This window comes from Brachybacterium paraconglomeratum, from assembly GCF_003994255.1.
Classification (GTDB): Bacteria; Actinomycetota; Actinomycetes; order Actinomycetales; family Dermabacteraceae; genus Brachybacterium; species Brachybacterium conglomeratum.
This window is the reverse complement of record NZ_ML133851.1, coordinates 167,576-182,387: the sequence shown is the minus strand read 5'-3', so window position 1 is coordinate 182,387 and position 14,812 is coordinate 167,576. Positions and strand designations below refer to the sequence as shown.

At 69.1% G+C, this 14,812-nt stretch carries 13 protein-coding genes and 1 pseudogene; 3 read left to right on the top strand and 11 right to left on the bottom strand.

What is annotated here, in order from left to right:
- Positions 1 to 15 precede the first annotated feature (15 nt).
- The 6 genes from DS079_RS00830 to DS079_RS00805 all read right to left on the bottom strand — a co-directional run bounded on the left by DS079_RS00830 (position 16) and on the right by DS079_RS00805 (position 6,698).
- The gene (locus tag DS079_RS00830) at positions 16 to 1,017 is read right to left on the bottom strand and encodes an endonuclease/exonuclease/phosphatase family protein (RefSeq protein WP_126984427.1); all 1,002 of its coding nucleotides are present in this window, start codon (positions 1,015 to 1,017) and stop codon (positions 16 to 18) included.
- Positions 1,014 to 1,433, bottom strand: coding sequence for an MmcQ/YjbR family DNA-binding protein (locus DS079_RS00825; protein WP_164736055.1), 420 nt, complete (start codon positions 1,431 to 1,433; stop codon positions 1,014 to 1,016). The genes DS079_RS00830 and DS079_RS00825 overlap by 4 nt, the downstream gene beginning before the upstream one ends.
- Positions 1,434 to 1,444: 11 nt before the next feature.
- On the bottom strand, positions 1,445 to 2,215 hold the full coding sequence (locus DS079_RS00820) for a hypothetical protein (RefSeq protein ID WP_126984425.1): 771 nt from the start codon (positions 2,213 to 2,215) through the stop codon (positions 1,445 to 1,447).
- Between the two features lie 356 nt (positions 2,216 to 2,571).
- Positions 2,572 to 2,883, bottom strand: coding sequence for a putative quinol monooxygenase (locus DS079_RS00815; RefSeq protein WP_126984424.1), 312 nt, complete (start codon positions 2,881 to 2,883; stop codon positions 2,572 to 2,574).
- 7 nt (positions 2,884 to 2,890) lie between these two features.
- Positions 2,891 to 3,439: a type 1 glutamine amidotransferase domain-containing protein gene (locus DS079_RS00810; protein WP_010550963.1), complete on the bottom strand. Its 549-nt coding sequence runs from the start codon at positions 3,437 to 3,439 to the stop codon at positions 2,891 to 2,893.
- A gap of 580 nt (positions 3,440 to 4,019) precedes the next feature.
- Positions 4,020 to 6,698 (bottom strand): excinuclease ABC subunit UvrA, encoded by a 2,679-nt coding sequence (locus tag DS079_RS00805; protein WP_126984423.1) that lies wholly within the window; start codon positions 6,696 to 6,698, stop codon positions 4,020 to 4,022.
- Positions 6,699 to 6,923: 225 nt separating this feature from the next.
- Here DS079_RS00805 and DS079_RS00800 point away from each other — a divergent pair, with 225 nt between their 5' ends.
- On the top strand, positions 6,924 to 8,117 hold the full coding sequence (locus DS079_RS00800) for an alcohol dehydrogenase catalytic domain-containing protein (protein WP_126984422.1): 1,194 nt from the start codon (positions 6,924 to 6,926) through the stop codon (positions 8,115 to 8,117).
- Between the two features lie 338 nt (positions 8,118 to 8,455).
- On the opposite strand, the gene hxlA is transcribed toward DS079_RS00800, so the two are convergent.
- Entirely contained in the window at positions 8,456 to 9,079 is a 624-nt protein-coding gene (gene hxlA / locus DS079_RS00795) for a 3-hexulose-6-phosphate synthase (protein ID WP_126984421.1), read from the bottom strand.
- A 53-nt stretch (positions 9,080 to 9,132) separates the two neighbouring features.
- The gene (gene hxlB, locus DS079_RS00790) at positions 9,133 to 9,705 is read right to left on the bottom strand and encodes a 6-phospho-3-hexuloisomerase (protein WP_126984420.1); all 573 of its coding nucleotides are present in this window, start codon (positions 9,703 to 9,705) and stop codon (positions 9,133 to 9,135) included.
- 92 nt (positions 9,706 to 9,797) lie between these two features.
- On the opposite strand from hxlB, the gene DS079_RS00785 reads away from it, so the two are divergent.
- Complete coding sequence (locus DS079_RS00785; RefSeq protein ID WP_126984419.1) at positions 9,798 to 10,649, top strand: helix-turn-helix transcriptional regulator; 852 nt, start codon at positions 9,798 to 9,800, stop codon at positions 10,647 to 10,649.
- Positions 10,650 to 10,671: 22 nt separating this feature from the next.
- A pseudogene (locus DS079_RS17785) lies at positions 10,672 to 10,797 on the top strand (IS256 family transposase); the annotation flags it as partial.
- Between the two features lie 62 nt (positions 10,798 to 10,859).
- Here the strand turns inward: DS079_RS17785 and DS079_RS00775 are convergent.
- From DS079_RS00775 to DS079_RS00765, 3 genes are all read right to left on the bottom strand, one after another.
- Complete coding sequence (locus DS079_RS00775; protein ID WP_271190675.1) at positions 10,860 to 12,512, bottom strand: Na+/H+ antiporter NhaA; 1,653 nt, start codon at positions 12,510 to 12,512, stop codon at positions 10,860 to 10,862.
- Between the two features lie 540 nt (positions 12,513 to 13,052).
- Positions 13,053 to 13,922, bottom strand: a complete 870-nt coding sequence (locus tag DS079_RS00770) for an aminoglycoside phosphotransferase family protein (RefSeq protein ID WP_164736054.1) — start codon at positions 13,920 to 13,922, stop codon at positions 13,053 to 13,055.
- Between the two features lie 429 nt (positions 13,923 to 14,351).
- Positions 14,352 to 14,777 (bottom strand): HIT family protein, encoded by a 426-nt coding sequence (locus tag DS079_RS00765; RefSeq protein WP_241237506.1) that lies wholly within the window; start codon positions 14,775 to 14,777, stop codon positions 14,352 to 14,354.
- Between the last annotated feature and the right edge of the window lie 35 nt (positions 14,778 to 14,812).

The window sequence follows — 14,812 nt, the reverse complement described above, 5'->3', positions numbered from 1 at the left end:
CGACCGGGCGAGGGCTCAGTCCCCGTCCGTGACGGCGGGGGAGACCTGCACCCGCAGCGCCTTGTGGTCGGTGCCCGGGATCGTCAGATAGCTCGGCACGGGGCCCTCGACACCGGCGCCGACGAGCGCATGGTCGATCCGGGCGAAGGGCGGCACGCTGCGGCCGACGGGCCAGGTCGGCTCCCACAGCCCCTCTCCGCGGCCCCGCCCGGGGGCGGCGAGGGAGCGCAGGGAGCCGTCGGCCGTAAGCTCGCGCATCGTGCGATGCTGCGCGATCGCGTTGAAGTCCCCGACCAGCAGCAGGTTCTCCTCGGCGTACGGCGCGACCATCTCGCCGACCGCAGCGGCATCGGCGGTCCATGACTCCGCGCCCATCTGCGGCGGCGCCGTGTGGATCACGCCGAGGTGCCAGAGCGTGCCGTCGACCGTCGTGGTGGCGAGGAGGTTGTCGAAGACGGTGCCCTCCGTGGAGTCGACCAGCTCGACAGGGGTGCGGGAGAGCAGCATCGTCCCGCCCGCATCGTCGCGGGCGGTGCCGACATGATGCGGGAAGGCCTCCAGCAGGCCCGACGTCTCGAGAGCCTCCTCGAACTCCGGCGTCACCTCCTGCAGCGCGATCGCGTCCACCCCCTGCTCGGCGAGACGGGTGATCTCGTCGATGTCGGCGCCGCCGTACTCGATGTTCGACGAGAGCACGGTGAGCGTGCCCTCGGGGGCGACCTGCGGGGTGTCCGACCGCTCCGGGGCGGGGAGCATCGGCCAGGCCGTCACCGCTGCGAGCACGAGGGTGAGCGCCGCGGCGAGCAGTCGCCACCGGGCGCGCAGGAGCAGCACGAGTCCTAGCGCCGCGACCAGCAGCGGCAGCCAGAGCAATGGGATGAACGACGCGGCGGCGGTGAGGTACTCGTGCCAGGTGTGGATCACGGTGACCTGCCGCAGCACGAGCAGCGCCGCGGTGCCGAGCACGCCCAGGACCAGCAGCACCCAGCCCGTGCCGCGGAGCGCGCGGCCGATCATGTCGCCGGCCCGTCGGTCGAGGAGGTGCCGGTGCCGCCCTCGGCGGCAAGGAAGGTCTGTGGATCCACGGGCCGCCGCGCCCGCGGCAGCGTCTCGACGACCAGCAGGTAGGAGTCCGTGACGAGCTCGCGCACGAATTCGGCCTCGAGCCCGCCGGGGCTCAGCGTGATCCAGTGCCGCTTGTTCATGTGATAGCCGGGCGTGATCTCCGGGTGCGCCCCGCGCAGCGCCTCGGCGTCGCGCGGCTCGGCCTTCACCACCGCGACGGGCGTCCCCTTCACCTCGGTGAGCAGCAAGAACATCTTCCCGAGCACCTTCGCGACGTCATAGTCCGGGCCGAACGGAAGCGTCATCTTCGCGGCCGGAAGCTCCTCGGCCTGTGCTCGAGCCACCTGCTGCAGCGCGGTCCCGTCCATCGCCACTCCTCTCATCCCTGCTGCTGGATGATGCCGATCTTCTGCCACACCTTGCGGGCCATGTCCGAGGTGAGCGCCTCGATGCCCTCGACCGCATCCAGCACGTCCCCGTCCGTGGTGTGCTCCGCGAAGAGCGCCGCGCTCTTGCCCACCAGCGAGAGCATCTCCGTGCAGAAGTCGAGATAGCGGGTCAGCTCCGCGCGGTCCAGGTCCAGCCCGCCGTCCGCACGGGAGCCGCGATCGAGCCGCTCGGGCACCTTGGTCAGCTGGTGCATGTCGATCACGTGGGCCAGGGAGCGCAGACGGTGCAGGATCCGCAGCACGCGCGCCCGCTCCATCCGCTCGGGGATCCGCAGCAGGAAGAACACCGCGATCCCGCCGAAGACGAGGTCGTTGATGATCGTCTCGAGCAGCGGGAGCACGTCCAGCGGGCCCAGCACGTCACGCTCCGCGAACAGGTCCACCGCCGCGAGCGCGACAGCCCCGCCGAGGAACAGCGTGACCGCGAGCATCGCGAGCCGTGAGAGCAGTCGGGCGAGCCGCACCCGTCGGCGGCTGATGCCGGTGCCGGCGTTGATCTCGTCCACGAGCCCCACCACCTCCCGGCACACCTCCCACAGAGTGCGATCGGGGAAGCGGGTCATGATCCGGTGTTCGAGCGCCGCGGCCGAGCGGCGCACCGCCTGCCCGTCCAGGCGCTGGAAGCGGCTCGAGGAGGGCGGCTCGTCGGAGTGGTCCTCAGGGCGGGGCGCGGGGGCCGACGGGTCGGTGGTCGGAGACATGCAGCGAGGCTAAGGGATCCGACGGGAACGGGAGTGCGTCGACCCCGAGCTCACCCGGGGACGCCTCGAGCGCCCGCAGGTCCGCGCCGGGACCGTCGTTGGCCTCGGCGACGGCCCACCGAGGGCGCGCAGGGCCACGGAGGCAGCACTGTCCTGCCGACCATCGAGGAGGGGCTGATGCGTCAACGGGGCGGCATGGCGGTCTGGGTGCCCCGCTGAGGGGACCATCGGCCGCCAGCGGGCAGCGCAACTCGTACGGTCCTGGATCGGGACGCCCCGGGTATCGGCTCCACAGCCGTGGCCACGGCTGTGGAGCCGATCGGGGGCGCACCCCGAGGTCAATCGACGCTTTTTCTCTAGGAGGTCTCGCCGGGCAGCTTGTACGCGATCACGTCGACGTTCTGGATGCTCGGCTCGGTGCTGAACAGATCAGCTCCCTGTGCAGCGAGTGCCTGACCGACGCCACCGGAGAGGTGGGTCTGGCGGGCCTCGTCGTCGGGGAACACGTCGAAGATCCCGAAGGTCGATTCGTCGAACTGCAGGGCGAACCAGGCCTGCGTACCCTCCTCCTGCTCGACGATGGGTCGGGCGCTGCGGAGGAAGTCCGCGACGTCCTGCTCCTTCCCGGGCTTGGCGTGCACGACGACCGACAATGCAACGTTGATCATGTTTTCCTCACTTGTCCTGGCTGAACAGCTCGATCATCGCGGCGTTGAAGGCCGGGAGATCCTCGGGCGAGCGGCTGGTGATCAGGTTCCCGTCGCGCGCCACCTCTTCGTCGACGACGTTCGCTCCGGCATTGCGCAGGTCGGTGCGGATGCTCGGGTACGAGGTCAGCGTCCGACCCTTCGCGACACCGGCCTCGATCAGCGTCCACGGTCCGTGGCAGATCGCGGCGACCGGCTTGTCGGCGGCCATGACGTCGCGCACGAATCCGACTGCGTCGGTGTCCACGCGCAGCTGATCGGGGTTGACCGTGCCGCCGGGAAGCAGCAGGGCGTCGTACTCGTCGGCCGAGGCGGACTTCACCAGGGCATCGACCGGGAATGTCCCGGCCTCGTCCAGGTCGTTCTCGCGGGCCTTGATCTCGCCCTCGTGCAGCGAGAGCAGCACGGTCGTGGCCCCGGCGTCCTGCAGAGCCTGTCGCGGCTGCTCGAGCTCCACGCGCTCGACGCCGTCCGCGGCCAGGATCGCGATCCGTTTCCCTCGTAATTCGTCTGCCATGTTCTGCTCCGTTCTGTGGGAGGTGACGGCCTGCCCGTGCGGGCGAGCCGCACGCTGTCCGTACCGGGCAACGTGGTTCGGGTGCAGGACGACTCTCGTGCAGTCGCCGTTGCGCTCATCGGAGTGCCGGCAGGTGTTGGCTGCCGATTCTCGGGCCGGATCCTGGGAGACGGTGAAGAAGCTTCGGCCCTGTGGTCGACGATGACCTGCCGCCATCGACGGTTGTCGTTCTTCACCGGGGCCTGGTCGGATGTGAGCGCCGGGCCCGGTTTCCAGTCTAGATCTCGTTGGTCAGGGACGGGCCGCACGTGGCCATCTCGTTCTGGACGCCTGGACGCCGGAGCACGAAGACGTCGACGACTCCGATGCCGCCGGGGGACCGCGCCGATCGCATCCGGCGATTCGGGCCCGTCCCCGGATCTCCGGTCGGGCACGACGCACGGGATCGGCCGTGGAGTCGTCGACGGCTATGGCGACCCCTTGTCGACGAGCTCGACGTCATCGTTCTCCATCTCGACCCAGGCCTCGCGGGCCCGCAGGCAGTCCTGGCCGCCGGAGGGAGCTCGCAGCCTTCCGACTCTCACATCCGGGAGGTGGCCTCCTGGAGCGCGGCCTCGAGGTACGGTGCCGACGCACCGGCTCCGGACGAGGCGACCTGCGCGGGCGTGCCCGAGGCGACCACCGTGCCGCCATCGTCTCCCGCGCCGGGCCCGAGGTCGATGACGTGGTCGGCCACGGCGACGATGCGCATGTCGAGCTCGACCGCGACGACGGTGTTGCCTGCGTCCACGAGGGTCTGGAGATGCGTCACGAGCCGGTCGGAATCGGCGCTGTGCAGCCCGGACGTCGGCTCGTCCAGGACGTAGAGGGTGTCCCCGCGCTGGGATCGTTGGAGCTCGGAGGCGAGCTTCACCCGCTGCGCCTCACCTCCGGACAACTCGGTGGCCGGCTGTCCGAGACGGAGATATCCGAGGCCCACATCGATCAGTGCCGCGAGCGACCGCATGATGTCGAACTCGCCGTGGAAGAAGTCGTGGGCCTCCTCGACGCTCATGGCGAGGATCTCCGCGATGTTGCGGCCGCGCCAGGCGATCTCCAACGTGCTGGACTGGTAGCGGGTGCCGTGGCAGTCAGGGCACTCGGTATAGACCGAGGGGAGGAAGAGCAGCTCCACCATGACGGATCCTTCGCCCTTGCAGGTAGGGCAGCGACCGCCGGTGACGTTGAAGGAGAATCTGCCCGCCTTGTACCCGCGAGCGCGAGCCTCGGGCGTCTCCGCGAACCTTCTCCTCACGTGGTCGAACAGGCCCGTATAGGTGGCGACGTTCGAGCGTGGGGTGCGACCGATGGGCTTCTGGTCGATGCTCACGACGCGGCGCACCCCGTCGACGTCGCCGCGGATCTCACCCTCGAGCTCGTCGGGCTCGTCCGACAGCAGGAGCTCGTCCCCTTCGGGGGCGGCGGCATCTTCCGCCTGGTCGGCTCGTCCCTGCCGTTCGCCGAGCAGCGCGGGCAGTGCCTGGCTGACCAGGCTGGACTTGCCTGATCCCGAGACTCCGGTGACGGCGGTGAACACCCCGAGCGGGAAGGAGATCGACACGTCGCGCAGGTTGTTGCGCGTGACGTTCTCGAGCTGCAGCCATCCCTGCGGCTCCCGGGGCGTCCGCCGGGGCAGGCCGCTGCCCCCGAAGACATAGCCGCGGGTCACGGACTCCTCCACCTCGGCGAGCCCTTCGAAGGGCCCGCTGTAGACGACGCGTCCGCCGCGCTCACCCGCGCCGGGCCCGATGTCGACCAGCCAGTCGGCGTGCCGCATCACGTCCACCGAATGCTCCACCACGAACAGGCTGTTGCCCCGGTGCTTGAGCCCGTCGAGGATGCCGAGCAGGGCGCTGACGTCCTGCGGATGGAGCCCCGCGGAAGGCTCATCGAGCACATAGACCACGCCGAACAGTTCGGAGGTCAGCTGGGTGGCGAGCCGCAGCCGCTGCAGCTCCCCGCCGGAGAGGGTGGGGGTGGTGCGGCCCAGGGAGAGGTACCCCAGACCCAGATCGATGATCGGCCGCAGTCTGTTGACGAGCTCCGCGCCCAATCGCGCTGTCGCGGCCAGCTTCTCGACCGAGCGATCAGGCGACATGCGCGCGTCCTCGACGGCCGCGGGTGCGGATCCTCCGGCGTCGATCCGCTGCCCGGCGTCGCGTCGGACAGCCTGGCCACCTGTGCGGCCCGCCGACTCGGCCCCGTCGAGAGCGCCGGTGGCCCGTTCGACCGCCTGCTCGATCAGCGTGGAGAGCTCCGCGAGCGGCAGCGCGGAGAGATCTGCGACGTCGAGACCCTCGAACGTCACGGACAGGGCCTCCGGCGTCAACCGCTTCCCCTGGCAGGCAGGGCAGGGAGCGACCGAGAGGAACTCCGCCACGCGTCGCTTCATCGACTCGCTCTTGGTGTTCGCGAAGGTGTCGAGCACGTACCGACGCGCGCCGACGAAGGTGCCCGAGTAGCTCGGTTCGACGCCCGCCTCGGTCGCGGCCCGAGCCTCGGCGAGAGTCAGCCGCGAATGGACCGGGACGTACGGCGTCTCCTCGGTGTAGAGGATCCATTCACGCTCCTCCTTCGGCAGATCCTTCCAGGGCACATCGACGTCGTAGCCGAGGGCGACGAGCACATCGCGCAGCTGATGGCCGTGCCAGGCCGTCGGCCACGAGGCGATGGCCCGCTCGCGGATCGTCAATGAAGGGTCCGGCACCATCATGTCCTCGGTGACCTCGTACACCCGGCCGATGCCGTGGCACTCCGGACATGCGCCCTGCACGGTGTTGGCAGAGAAGTCCTCGGCGTAGAGCATCGGCTGATCATCGGGGTAGTGGCCGGCCCGGGAGTAGAGCATGCGCACCAGCGAGGAGAGCGTGGTGATGCTGCCCACCGACGAGCGCGCGCTGCGGCCGCCACGCTGCTGCTGGAGAGCGACGGCCGGCGGCATGCCCGTGATGGAGTCGACGTCCGGGACACCGGCCTGGTCGATCAGGCGACGAGCGTAGGGAGCAACGGACTCGAGGTAACGGCGCTGGGACTCCGCGAACAGGGTTCCGAAGGCCAGGGAGGACTTCCCCGATCCCGAGACCCCGGTGAACACCACCAGCGCGTCGCGGGGCACCGTCAGGTCGATGTCCTGGAGGTTGTGCTCGCGCGCGCCGAGAACCTGCACGTCGGGCTGAACGGGTGAAGAGTCCGACGATGCGGATCTGCGTGCTTCGACCATGCCGGCGAGACTAGCAACGCGTTCCACCGATCGGTCGGTGCATGCCCCAGTCCTCCACGGTCCACCCGCCCGTGGCGCCTGTCGCCGCAGCCGCGGCGGGCACCTCGATGGAGGGCGAGGTTCCTTCTGCCCTATGCTCGAAGAGAGCCGAGGTCACGGGCGACGGGCATCCATATGACCGTGGCACTTCCGCGACCGGGCCATCCCCAACTGGAGGAGAACGTCATGGCAAGCAGCAACCGCGCCGTCGTGTTCCAGAACGTCAAGGACATGCGCGTCGAGACCCTCGACTTCCCGAAGCTCGAGATGCCGAACGGTAAGAGCGCCCCGCACGGAGTCATCCTCAAGATCGTCGCCACCAACATCTGCGGTTCCGACCTGCACATCTACCGCGGGTCCTTCCCTGTCCCCCAGGGCATGGTCGTGGGCCACGAGATGACCGGAGAAGTCCTCGAGGTCGGCCCCGACGTCGAGTTCCTCTCCGAAGGCGACCTGGTCTCGGTCCCCTTCAACGTCGCCTGCGGACGCTGCCGCAACTGCCGCGCCCGCCACACCGAGGCGTGCGAGACCGTGAACCCCGACGCGGCCTGCGGCGCCTACGGGTTCAACCTGGGCGACTTCCAGGGTGGGCAGGCGGAGTACCTGTTCGTCCCCTACGCCGACTTCCAGCTGCTCCGCTTCCCGGACAAGGACCAGGCCATGGAGAAGATCCGTGACCTCGCCCTGCTCTCGGACATCCTGCCCACCGCGTTCCACGGCCTCATGGAGGCCGGGGCCAAGCCCGGCTCGACCGTCTACATCGCCGGCGCCGGTCCCGTCGGTCGCTGCGGCGCCGCAGCAGCCCGGCTCCTGGGCGCTTCCTGCATCATCGTCGGTGACTACCATCAGGACCGGCTGGACCTGGTGAAGAACAACGGCTGCGAGACCATCGACCTCAACCAGGACGTGCCGCTGACCGATCAGATCGAGGCCATCCTCGGCGAACCCATGGTGGACTGCGCCGTCGACTACGTCGGCAATGAAGCCCACGGGATCGGCCGCGAGGCCGAGGACATGAGCCCGGCCCACGCCATCAACCAGGTCATGGACGCCACCCGCGCAGGCGGCGCCACCGGCATCGTCGGCGTCTACGGTCCCGACCCGCTGGCCTCCTCCAAGGCCGAGCAGGAGGGCACCTACCCGCTCGACTTCGGCAAGGCGTGGATCAAGTCGCCTCGGATCTCCGGCGGCCAGGCCCCGATCATGCACTACAACCGTGAGCTGATGATGTCGATCCTGTGGGACCGCATGCCCTACCTCAGCGACATGCTCAACACCCAGGTCATCAGCCTCGACGAGGCCCCCGACGCCTACGCGAAGTTCGATGCCGGTGTCTCGGAGAAGTTCATCATCGATCCCCACGGCATGATCCCCGCCTGATCCCGGGCCGTCATGCACCCGGCCCGCGATCGTCGCTCCAGCGGCGGTCGCGGGCCGGCTCTGTGCACGGATCCGTCGCCGATCCCGTCCTGGACGATGCCCGGGGCGGGCCTGGGGCAGGTGGGGCCGGCATGCCGGCGCCCAGCGGCAGGGATGAGTGCTCCGACCGACGCCGACGCCGGGCACGCCCCGGCACGCCCTGCGGGGAGGAGGATCACGGGGCGCTCTGCGCCACGCGGGGATCGACTGCGGCATCAGTCCACCGCACCCGGTGGGAGGGGACAGGGTCCGGGCGTGCCGTCACCTGCCCCCTCTCCACGGGATGCGGTGGGCGGTGGTCACCTGATGGCGGAGCGGATGGCGGCGGCCGCGCCGGCGACGTCCGATGCGCTGTAGATGGCGCTGCCCGCGACGGCCACGTCTGCTCCCGCCCGCTGGGCGGCCTCGACAGAGTCCGCACTGACGCCGCCGGCGACGGAGAACGGGACCTCGGCGGCCTCGCCGGCGGCGAGCAGGGCGTCAAGGCTGTAGCCGTCCTCCGCCTGCTCGTCGAGGCCGGCGTGCATCTCCACGAACACGGCGCCGAGGGCGACGACCTCTCGGGCCCGTGCGGCCTTGTCGGCCACACCGATCAGATCGACGACGACGCCCTTGCCGTGCTTGGTCGCCGCGGCGACCGCGCCGGCGATCGTGCTGTCACCGGCGACGCCGAGCACGGTGACCAGATCCGCTCCGGCAGAGAAGGCGATGTCAGCTTCCAGCTCGCCGGCATCCATGGTCTTGAGATCGGCGAAGACGGTCTTGTCGGGGTGGGCGGCCTTGACCGCCGTGATCGCCGCGAGGCCCTCGCTCTTGATCAGAGGGGTGCCGAGCTCGAGGATGTCGACGTAGGGGGCGGCCTTCGCGGCGAGGTCGAGGGCGGACTCGGTGGTCAGGGTGTCCATGGCGAATTGCAGTCGCATATCAGGGTGTCTCTTTCTCGTGGTGGTGTCGATGATGGAACGGGGAAGAAAGGTCATTCGAGGTTGGCATGACGGGGCCAGAGCGCATCCGCACTCTGACCGCTCTTCTGCCACAGGACGTCGAAGAGAGCGTCGCCGACGAGGACGAGGAGCTGCTCGAAGAGGCTGCCGGCGTACTGGGCCGACTGCTGCTCGGATCGGTCTGTCTTCGTCGCCGCACGGATGACCAGGACGGCGTGGGACAGCTGAGCAAGCGGTGACTCGGGGTCGGTCGTGATCCCGATGACGCGGGCGCCGACGGATCGCGCCGTCTCAGCCGCGCTCACCACTCCCGAGGTCGTGCCGGAACCGCTGGCGGTCAGGAGCAGGTCGCCCTCTCCGATCGCCGGGGTCGTCGTCTCACCGACGACGTGGACCTGCAGCCCGAGGTGCATGAGGCGCATGGCCGTCATCCGCAGCGCGAGCCCGGAGCGTCCGGCGCCGTGGACGAAGACCCGCCGGGCGTCCGCTGTCAGTTCGACGGCGGCCGCGAGCGCGGGCGCGTCGGGAAGGGCAGCTGCCCCCTCGATCTCGTTGACGATCCGCGTCAGCGAATCCTGGATGCCTGGTTCTTCCATGCCGACCATCTTGGGCCGGTCCGCGGCGGTCCACTGCTGCCCGATGAGCGGGGTGCCCCGTTCGATCGGGTGGGCCTCCCAGGTCGGGCTAGAGTAGCGGAGTGAGCGACCTCCCGACCCCGCTGGAACGTGCCCGCTCCGTGTCGAGGGACCGTGCCCTGACCGAGCAGGCTGATCAACATGCGATCACCCTCGAATCGATCCTTGCCGTGCTCCGCTCCGGCCGACTCGCGGATGCGGCCGCGCGCAGGGAGGCCACGGAGATCGCCTCCTCCGCACTCATCCGTGCTCGTTCGATCCATGAGCAGCAGGAGAGCGTGCTCGAGCCGGTAGCCGAGGCATTCTCGCGCCTGCGCACCGAACTGCGTCCTCTGACCCGCTCCGGGCCGCTGCAGGTCCAGTTCGCAGAGCCTCCTGCGCGAGGACGGGCGCTGCCGGGCCCGGTCGCTCGGGAAGCCCGCGCCATCTCCCGCACAGCAGTGCTCTCGCTCATGGACCGCGCGGACGCTGCACGCGCCCGGATCGGCTGGGACTGCGATGGCCGCAACCTGCTGATGGAGGTCCGTGACGACGGGGGAATCGCGGTGACAGCGCACGACGACACACTGCGTCCGATCGTGGAGCGAGTGGCGGCGCTCGACGGAACCATGGACGTGGAGACGACCCCGGGCTGGGGGACGACGCTGCGGATCGAGATCCCGCTGGACCCACCCAGCGCAGCGCTCACCGTGGAGGGCGCCGAGGAACTCACCGACCGCGAGAAGCAGGTGCTGCGCCTGGTCGCGACCGGGATCTCGAACCAGCGCATCGGCGACCAGCTCGGGATCACGGGCAACACCGTGAAGTACCACGTGGCCAACTTGCTGCGGAAATACGGCGCCCGCACGCGCGCCGAGCTCGCAAGCATCGCTCACTCCCATGATGCGCACTCTCCGAGCGCCCAGACTCGATAGCGGGCCTCGGTCCGGACGTCGGCAGCGGTGTCGCACCCACTGCGCTGCGAGCCTCATGGCCGTGACCTCGAAGAGCTGGTGGCCGTCGGTGAAGGCGACGCCCCACGCCGTCCAGGACCAGCCCGACGCGAAACCGGTGAACGCACAGCTGTGACTGATACGCGCCGGCACGGCCCGCGTCCCACCGTGTTCCGGGTTCGCGGATCGGCCTCAGGCCTTCGCCGCCTGGGTGCGGCCCCCGCGACGGCTGGATTCCAGCATCTCGGTCAGTGGGCGCGCGTCATAGCTGCCCACCATCCGACAACCATCGACGAAGAACGTCGGGGTCATCTTGGCGCCGCTCGCCTCCGCGCTCGCGATGTCCCGCTGCACCCTCGCAGCAACCTCGTCGCTGTCGAGATCCTCGATGAACGCCTCGACATCGAGGCCCAGCTCAGCCGCGTAGCCGATGAGATCCTCCCTCTCCAGCGCGTGCTGCCGAGTGAAGACGAAGTCGAGCCACGGCCAGAACATCCCCTGCTTCGCGGCCGCCTCGGCGGCCCGTGCGGCGAGGGGGCCGTGAGGATGGTGAGGCAGATGCCGCACGACGTAGCGCAGATCGTCACCGAAGCGCCCGTGCAGGTCTTCCCATGAGCCAGTGGCGTGCGCGCAGTACTCGCACTCGAAGTCCACGAACTCCACGAGGGTGAGCCGGGCGTCCTCCGGTCCGCGGATGTGGTCCACCTCGGGGTCCACCGGAGAGTCGAGCGTCATCGGGAGATCCGCCGTCTCCTCTCCCCACCGACGGGCCGCGACCTTGAAGATCGACCAGCCCAGAACAGTGGCGAGCACCATCGCCACGAGCACACCCAGCGTCGCCTGGCGCCCCAGATCCGAGGAGGAGTCGAAAGCGAGGCTGATGACCAGCAGCGACACGGTGAAACCGATGCCCGAAAGTGCTGCCCCGCCGAACACGCTGCCCATTCCGACCCCCTCCGGCAGTCGGCCTGCGCCCATCCGAACGGCGAGGAGCGTCGCGATCCCGATTCCGAGGAGCTTGCCGAGCACGAGCCCCGCGATGAGGCCCCACGTCACAGGCGAGCCCAGCGAGTCGGCGACCACTCCGCCGCCCAGGTCGACCCCGGCATTGGCCAGAGCGAAGATCGGCACGACCAGCAACGCCGTGGGGAGACGGAGGTACTCGTGCAACCGCTCGTTGACCGACACGCCCTTGGACAGCCCCCGTCCGACGGCACGCGCCGAGGAAGCGCTCGGGGATTGCCAGAAGTCGCGGAACAGCTGCCGGGCGGCGACCACCTTGTGCCGTTGCGTCGGGTAGGCGGGGATCAGAAGGCCGGCGATCATGCCCGTCAGCGAGGCGTGGATGCCGGAGGACAGAGTCGCCAGCCACAGCACGATGACGATCCCCACGTACGGAGCGGCACTCCACTGCCGGGAACGGCCCACCAGCCACAGGGCGACGAGGCAGCCGAGGGCGACCAGCAGCGGGACGGGTCGGATCTCGTCGCTGTAGAACACCCCGATGATCGACACCGCAAGGAAGTCGTCGACCACCGTGAGGGTCAGGAGGAAGACGCGCAGCTGCCCGGAAAGCCGGGGGCCGACGATCGCGAGAGCACCGAGCATGAACGCCGTGTCCGTTCCGACGACCGCCCCCCACCCGCGAAGCCCCTCGCCGCCGGACGCGCCGACGACCAGGACGTACACCAGCGCAGGCACCGCCACACCCGCGACGCCCGCGATCGCCGCCAGGCGGGCGCGACTGCTGTCCCGCAGAGCCCCGTGTGCGAACTCCTGGCGCACCTCGAGGCCCACGACGAAGAAGAACACGACCATCAGTCCGTCGTTGATCCAGTGGTGCAGATCCAGGTGCAGTGGTCGCGGCCGCTTGGCAGGACGGCGTCCCGTGGGGGCCCGTGCGGCGCTGTCCGGCGCTGGACGATGTCGACCACGGGACCAGTCCGGGTGTCACCAGCGCAGGGCCTCCCGAGATCAAGCGATCGAAGGCTGAGAACGAGCAGCTGTGCGAGGACCAGGAGACGCTCCGCCCGGCCTCAGTTCTCTTCGCGGCGAGCTCGACCCGCGCAACCGTCGATCCTGGCGTTCCTCGACGAGATGAGAGCCGAGGGCTGCGCGGAGCTGCCGGGCCTGGAGGCGTCGGACCCGTCTCGAAGGCCGCACCGTCATCGATGCCCTGGTTCACGACACGATCCGTGATCCAGGCACGCCAGTGACAGATCGGTGAGGTCACTGCCACCTTGTCGAGAACCTGCAGATGTTGTAGGTTCTCGCGCGATCTGTCATAGGCGAGGCGCTGTGACCTGCGGTGTGAGGCACAGACCATGTGCCCCGATTCTCGCTAAGTTGTCAGATTCCTCAGCGGTGCGGACTCGCCAAGCCTCGTCAGCGGACCACTGGGTCCGCGAGGATCTCGAGAAGCGCATCGTTGTGGATCGAGTGCAGCGCATCGCCCGGACTCTCCAGCTGGATCAGTGACTTCCACAGCGCCCACGCCCGGGCGCGACGCCAAGTGTCCGCGTCCAGATTGACAGCCTCGGCGAAGACCTGACGCTCCGTGCCTCGAAAGTAGGTCCAGGCGATGGTCAGGTCGCAGGCAGGATCGCCGACGCCACACTGGCCGAAGTCGATGACGGCGCTGAGTCTGCCGCGGTCTACCAGCACGTTGCCGACGGCCATGTCGCCGTGAAACCAGACCGGCTCTCCCTCCCAGGCGGAGTCGAGACCGTTCAGCCACAGGTCGCGGCACTGCGTGGCGTCCACCGGCAGCTCGCGGGTCAGCGTGCGCTGCACCTCATCGGCGTAGACGCTGGGGTGGCAGCCGCGAAAGTAGGTATGGCGCCCGGCCCACGGTCCGCCGTCGGTCGGAGCCTCGCGCAGTGCACGGAGGGCGACTCCGAGGTCGTGGGCGAATTGGGTGCGGTCCAGATCTGGACACTCGTCAGGGGTGCGGCCGCTCAGCCATCGGCGCACGGTCCACGGGCGTCCGAAATCGGATGACGGGGGAACTGAAGCCACCACTTCGGGAATCGCTACTGGCAGGTGAGGCGCGAGGAGGGGAAGCACGTGGTCCTCCTTCTCGACCCCCGCAGAGTAGCCATCGGCGCTCGGCAGGCGCGCGCAATGGGTGTCCTGGATCCGGAAGGTGCGGTTGTCCCAGCCCTGGCGTGCCACCGGCGTCACTGGCAACCCCGCAAGCGCAGGAACGTGGCGGGCGACGAGTTCGGCGACCAGATCAGCGGTGATGTCAGGCATGCAGGCTCCCTCGACGGCAATGTTTTGTCTCTGCTCACGGGCCGAGTGGGCAGTACGCACTCGAGTATGCCTAGGTCGACTTCTTCCAGTCCATGCGTTTCCTCGTCCGAGCCACCATGCGAGCTGGGCTTTGGGGGAGCCCGCGGCGACGGTTCCTCGCATCCACCGACAGGGCCATCGCGCCCGTCTGACAGCTCGGCGATAAATCTGGCATGCACTGGCCAAGAGAGTGAGAACTGGCCAAGTTGGGCGAGAACCTACAGGGGATGTAGGTTCTCGCGCGATCTGTCAGGAGCAGAGCTATCTGACCTGCGGCGTAACAAGCGCGGCAAGTGCGCGGGTTCTCGTTAAGTTGTCAGATTCCTCGAGATGGACACAGCGCCCTCGTCCGCGGCAGCCAGTTCTGCCCCGTGCCTAGCGCGCGACCGGTCAGCCAGCGTCGTAATGACCGCGCCCGACGACCGCATGTCGCACTCCGCCAACAGGGTTCTCTACGTCACCCGCGAACCGCGGGATCACATGAATGTGTGCGTGAAAGACCGTCTGACCTGCGGCTTGCCCCGCATTGAAGCCGACGTTATAGCCATCGGGCGCGAGGGCCTCGTCGAGTTGTTCCTTTACGGCGGCAACGATGCGCAGAGCTGATTCCCACTCTTCCAGCGTGGCATCGAACCAGGTCGTGATCTCGCGGACGGGGATCACGAGCGAGTGGCCCGGCGATACGGGGTTAGCCTCGATGTTTCGTCGGGCTGGTGAGCGGGGGCGTTCGGCGTCGTTGCCGGCGTTCAGCTGCTGATTCTGGCATGCGGGCGTGACAGATCGGCGCAGTGTCCGTTGCGGGCGGTCGGGTTCCACTCCCGAGAAGGTGCTGGGGGTCGTAGGGACGGGTG

What these genes read in the sequence shown, in the direction of transcription:
- hxlA (WP_126984421.1), bottom strand. Translation starts at nt 9,079, where the DNA reads ATGCGACTGCAATTCGCCATGGACACCCTGACCACCGAGTCCGCCCTC.
- DS079_RS00805 (WP_126984423.1), bottom strand. Translation starts at nt 6,698, where the DNA reads ATGGTCGAAGCACGCAGATCCGCATCGTCGGACTCTTCACCCGTTCAG.
- DS079_RS00820 (WP_126984425.1), bottom strand. Translation starts at nt 2,215, where the DNA reads ATGTCTCCGACCACCGACCCGTCGGCCCCCGCGCCCCGCCCTGAGGAC.
- DS079_RS00810 (WP_010550963.1), bottom strand. Translation starts at nt 3,439, where the DNA reads ATGGCAGACGAATTACGAGGGAAACGGATCGCGATCCTGGCCGCGGAC.
- DS079_RS00825 (WP_164736055.1), bottom strand. Translation starts at nt 1,433, where the DNA reads ATGGACGGGACCGCGCTGCAGCAGGTGGCTCGAGCACAGGCCGAGGAG.
- DS079_RS00830 (WP_126984427.1), bottom strand. Translation starts at nt 1,017, where the DNA reads ATGATCGGCCGCGCGCTCCGCGGCACGGGCTGGGTGCTGCTGGTCCTG.
- DS079_RS00770 (WP_164736054.1), bottom strand. Translation starts at nt 13,922, where the DNA reads ATGCCTGACATCACCGCTGATCTGGTCGCCGAACTCGTCGCCCGCCAC.
- DS079_RS00800 (WP_126984422.1), top strand. Translation starts at nt 6,924, where the DNA reads ATGGCAAGCAGCAACCGCGCCGTCGTGTTCCAGAACGTCAAGGACATG.
- hxlB (WP_126984420.1), bottom strand. Translation starts at nt 9,705, where the DNA reads ATGGTCGGCATGGAAGAACCAGGCATCCAGGATTCGCTGACGCGGATC.
- DS079_RS00815 (WP_126984424.1), bottom strand. Translation starts at nt 2,883, where the DNA reads ATGATCAACGTTGCATTGTCGGTCGTCGTGCACGCCAAGCCCGGGAAG.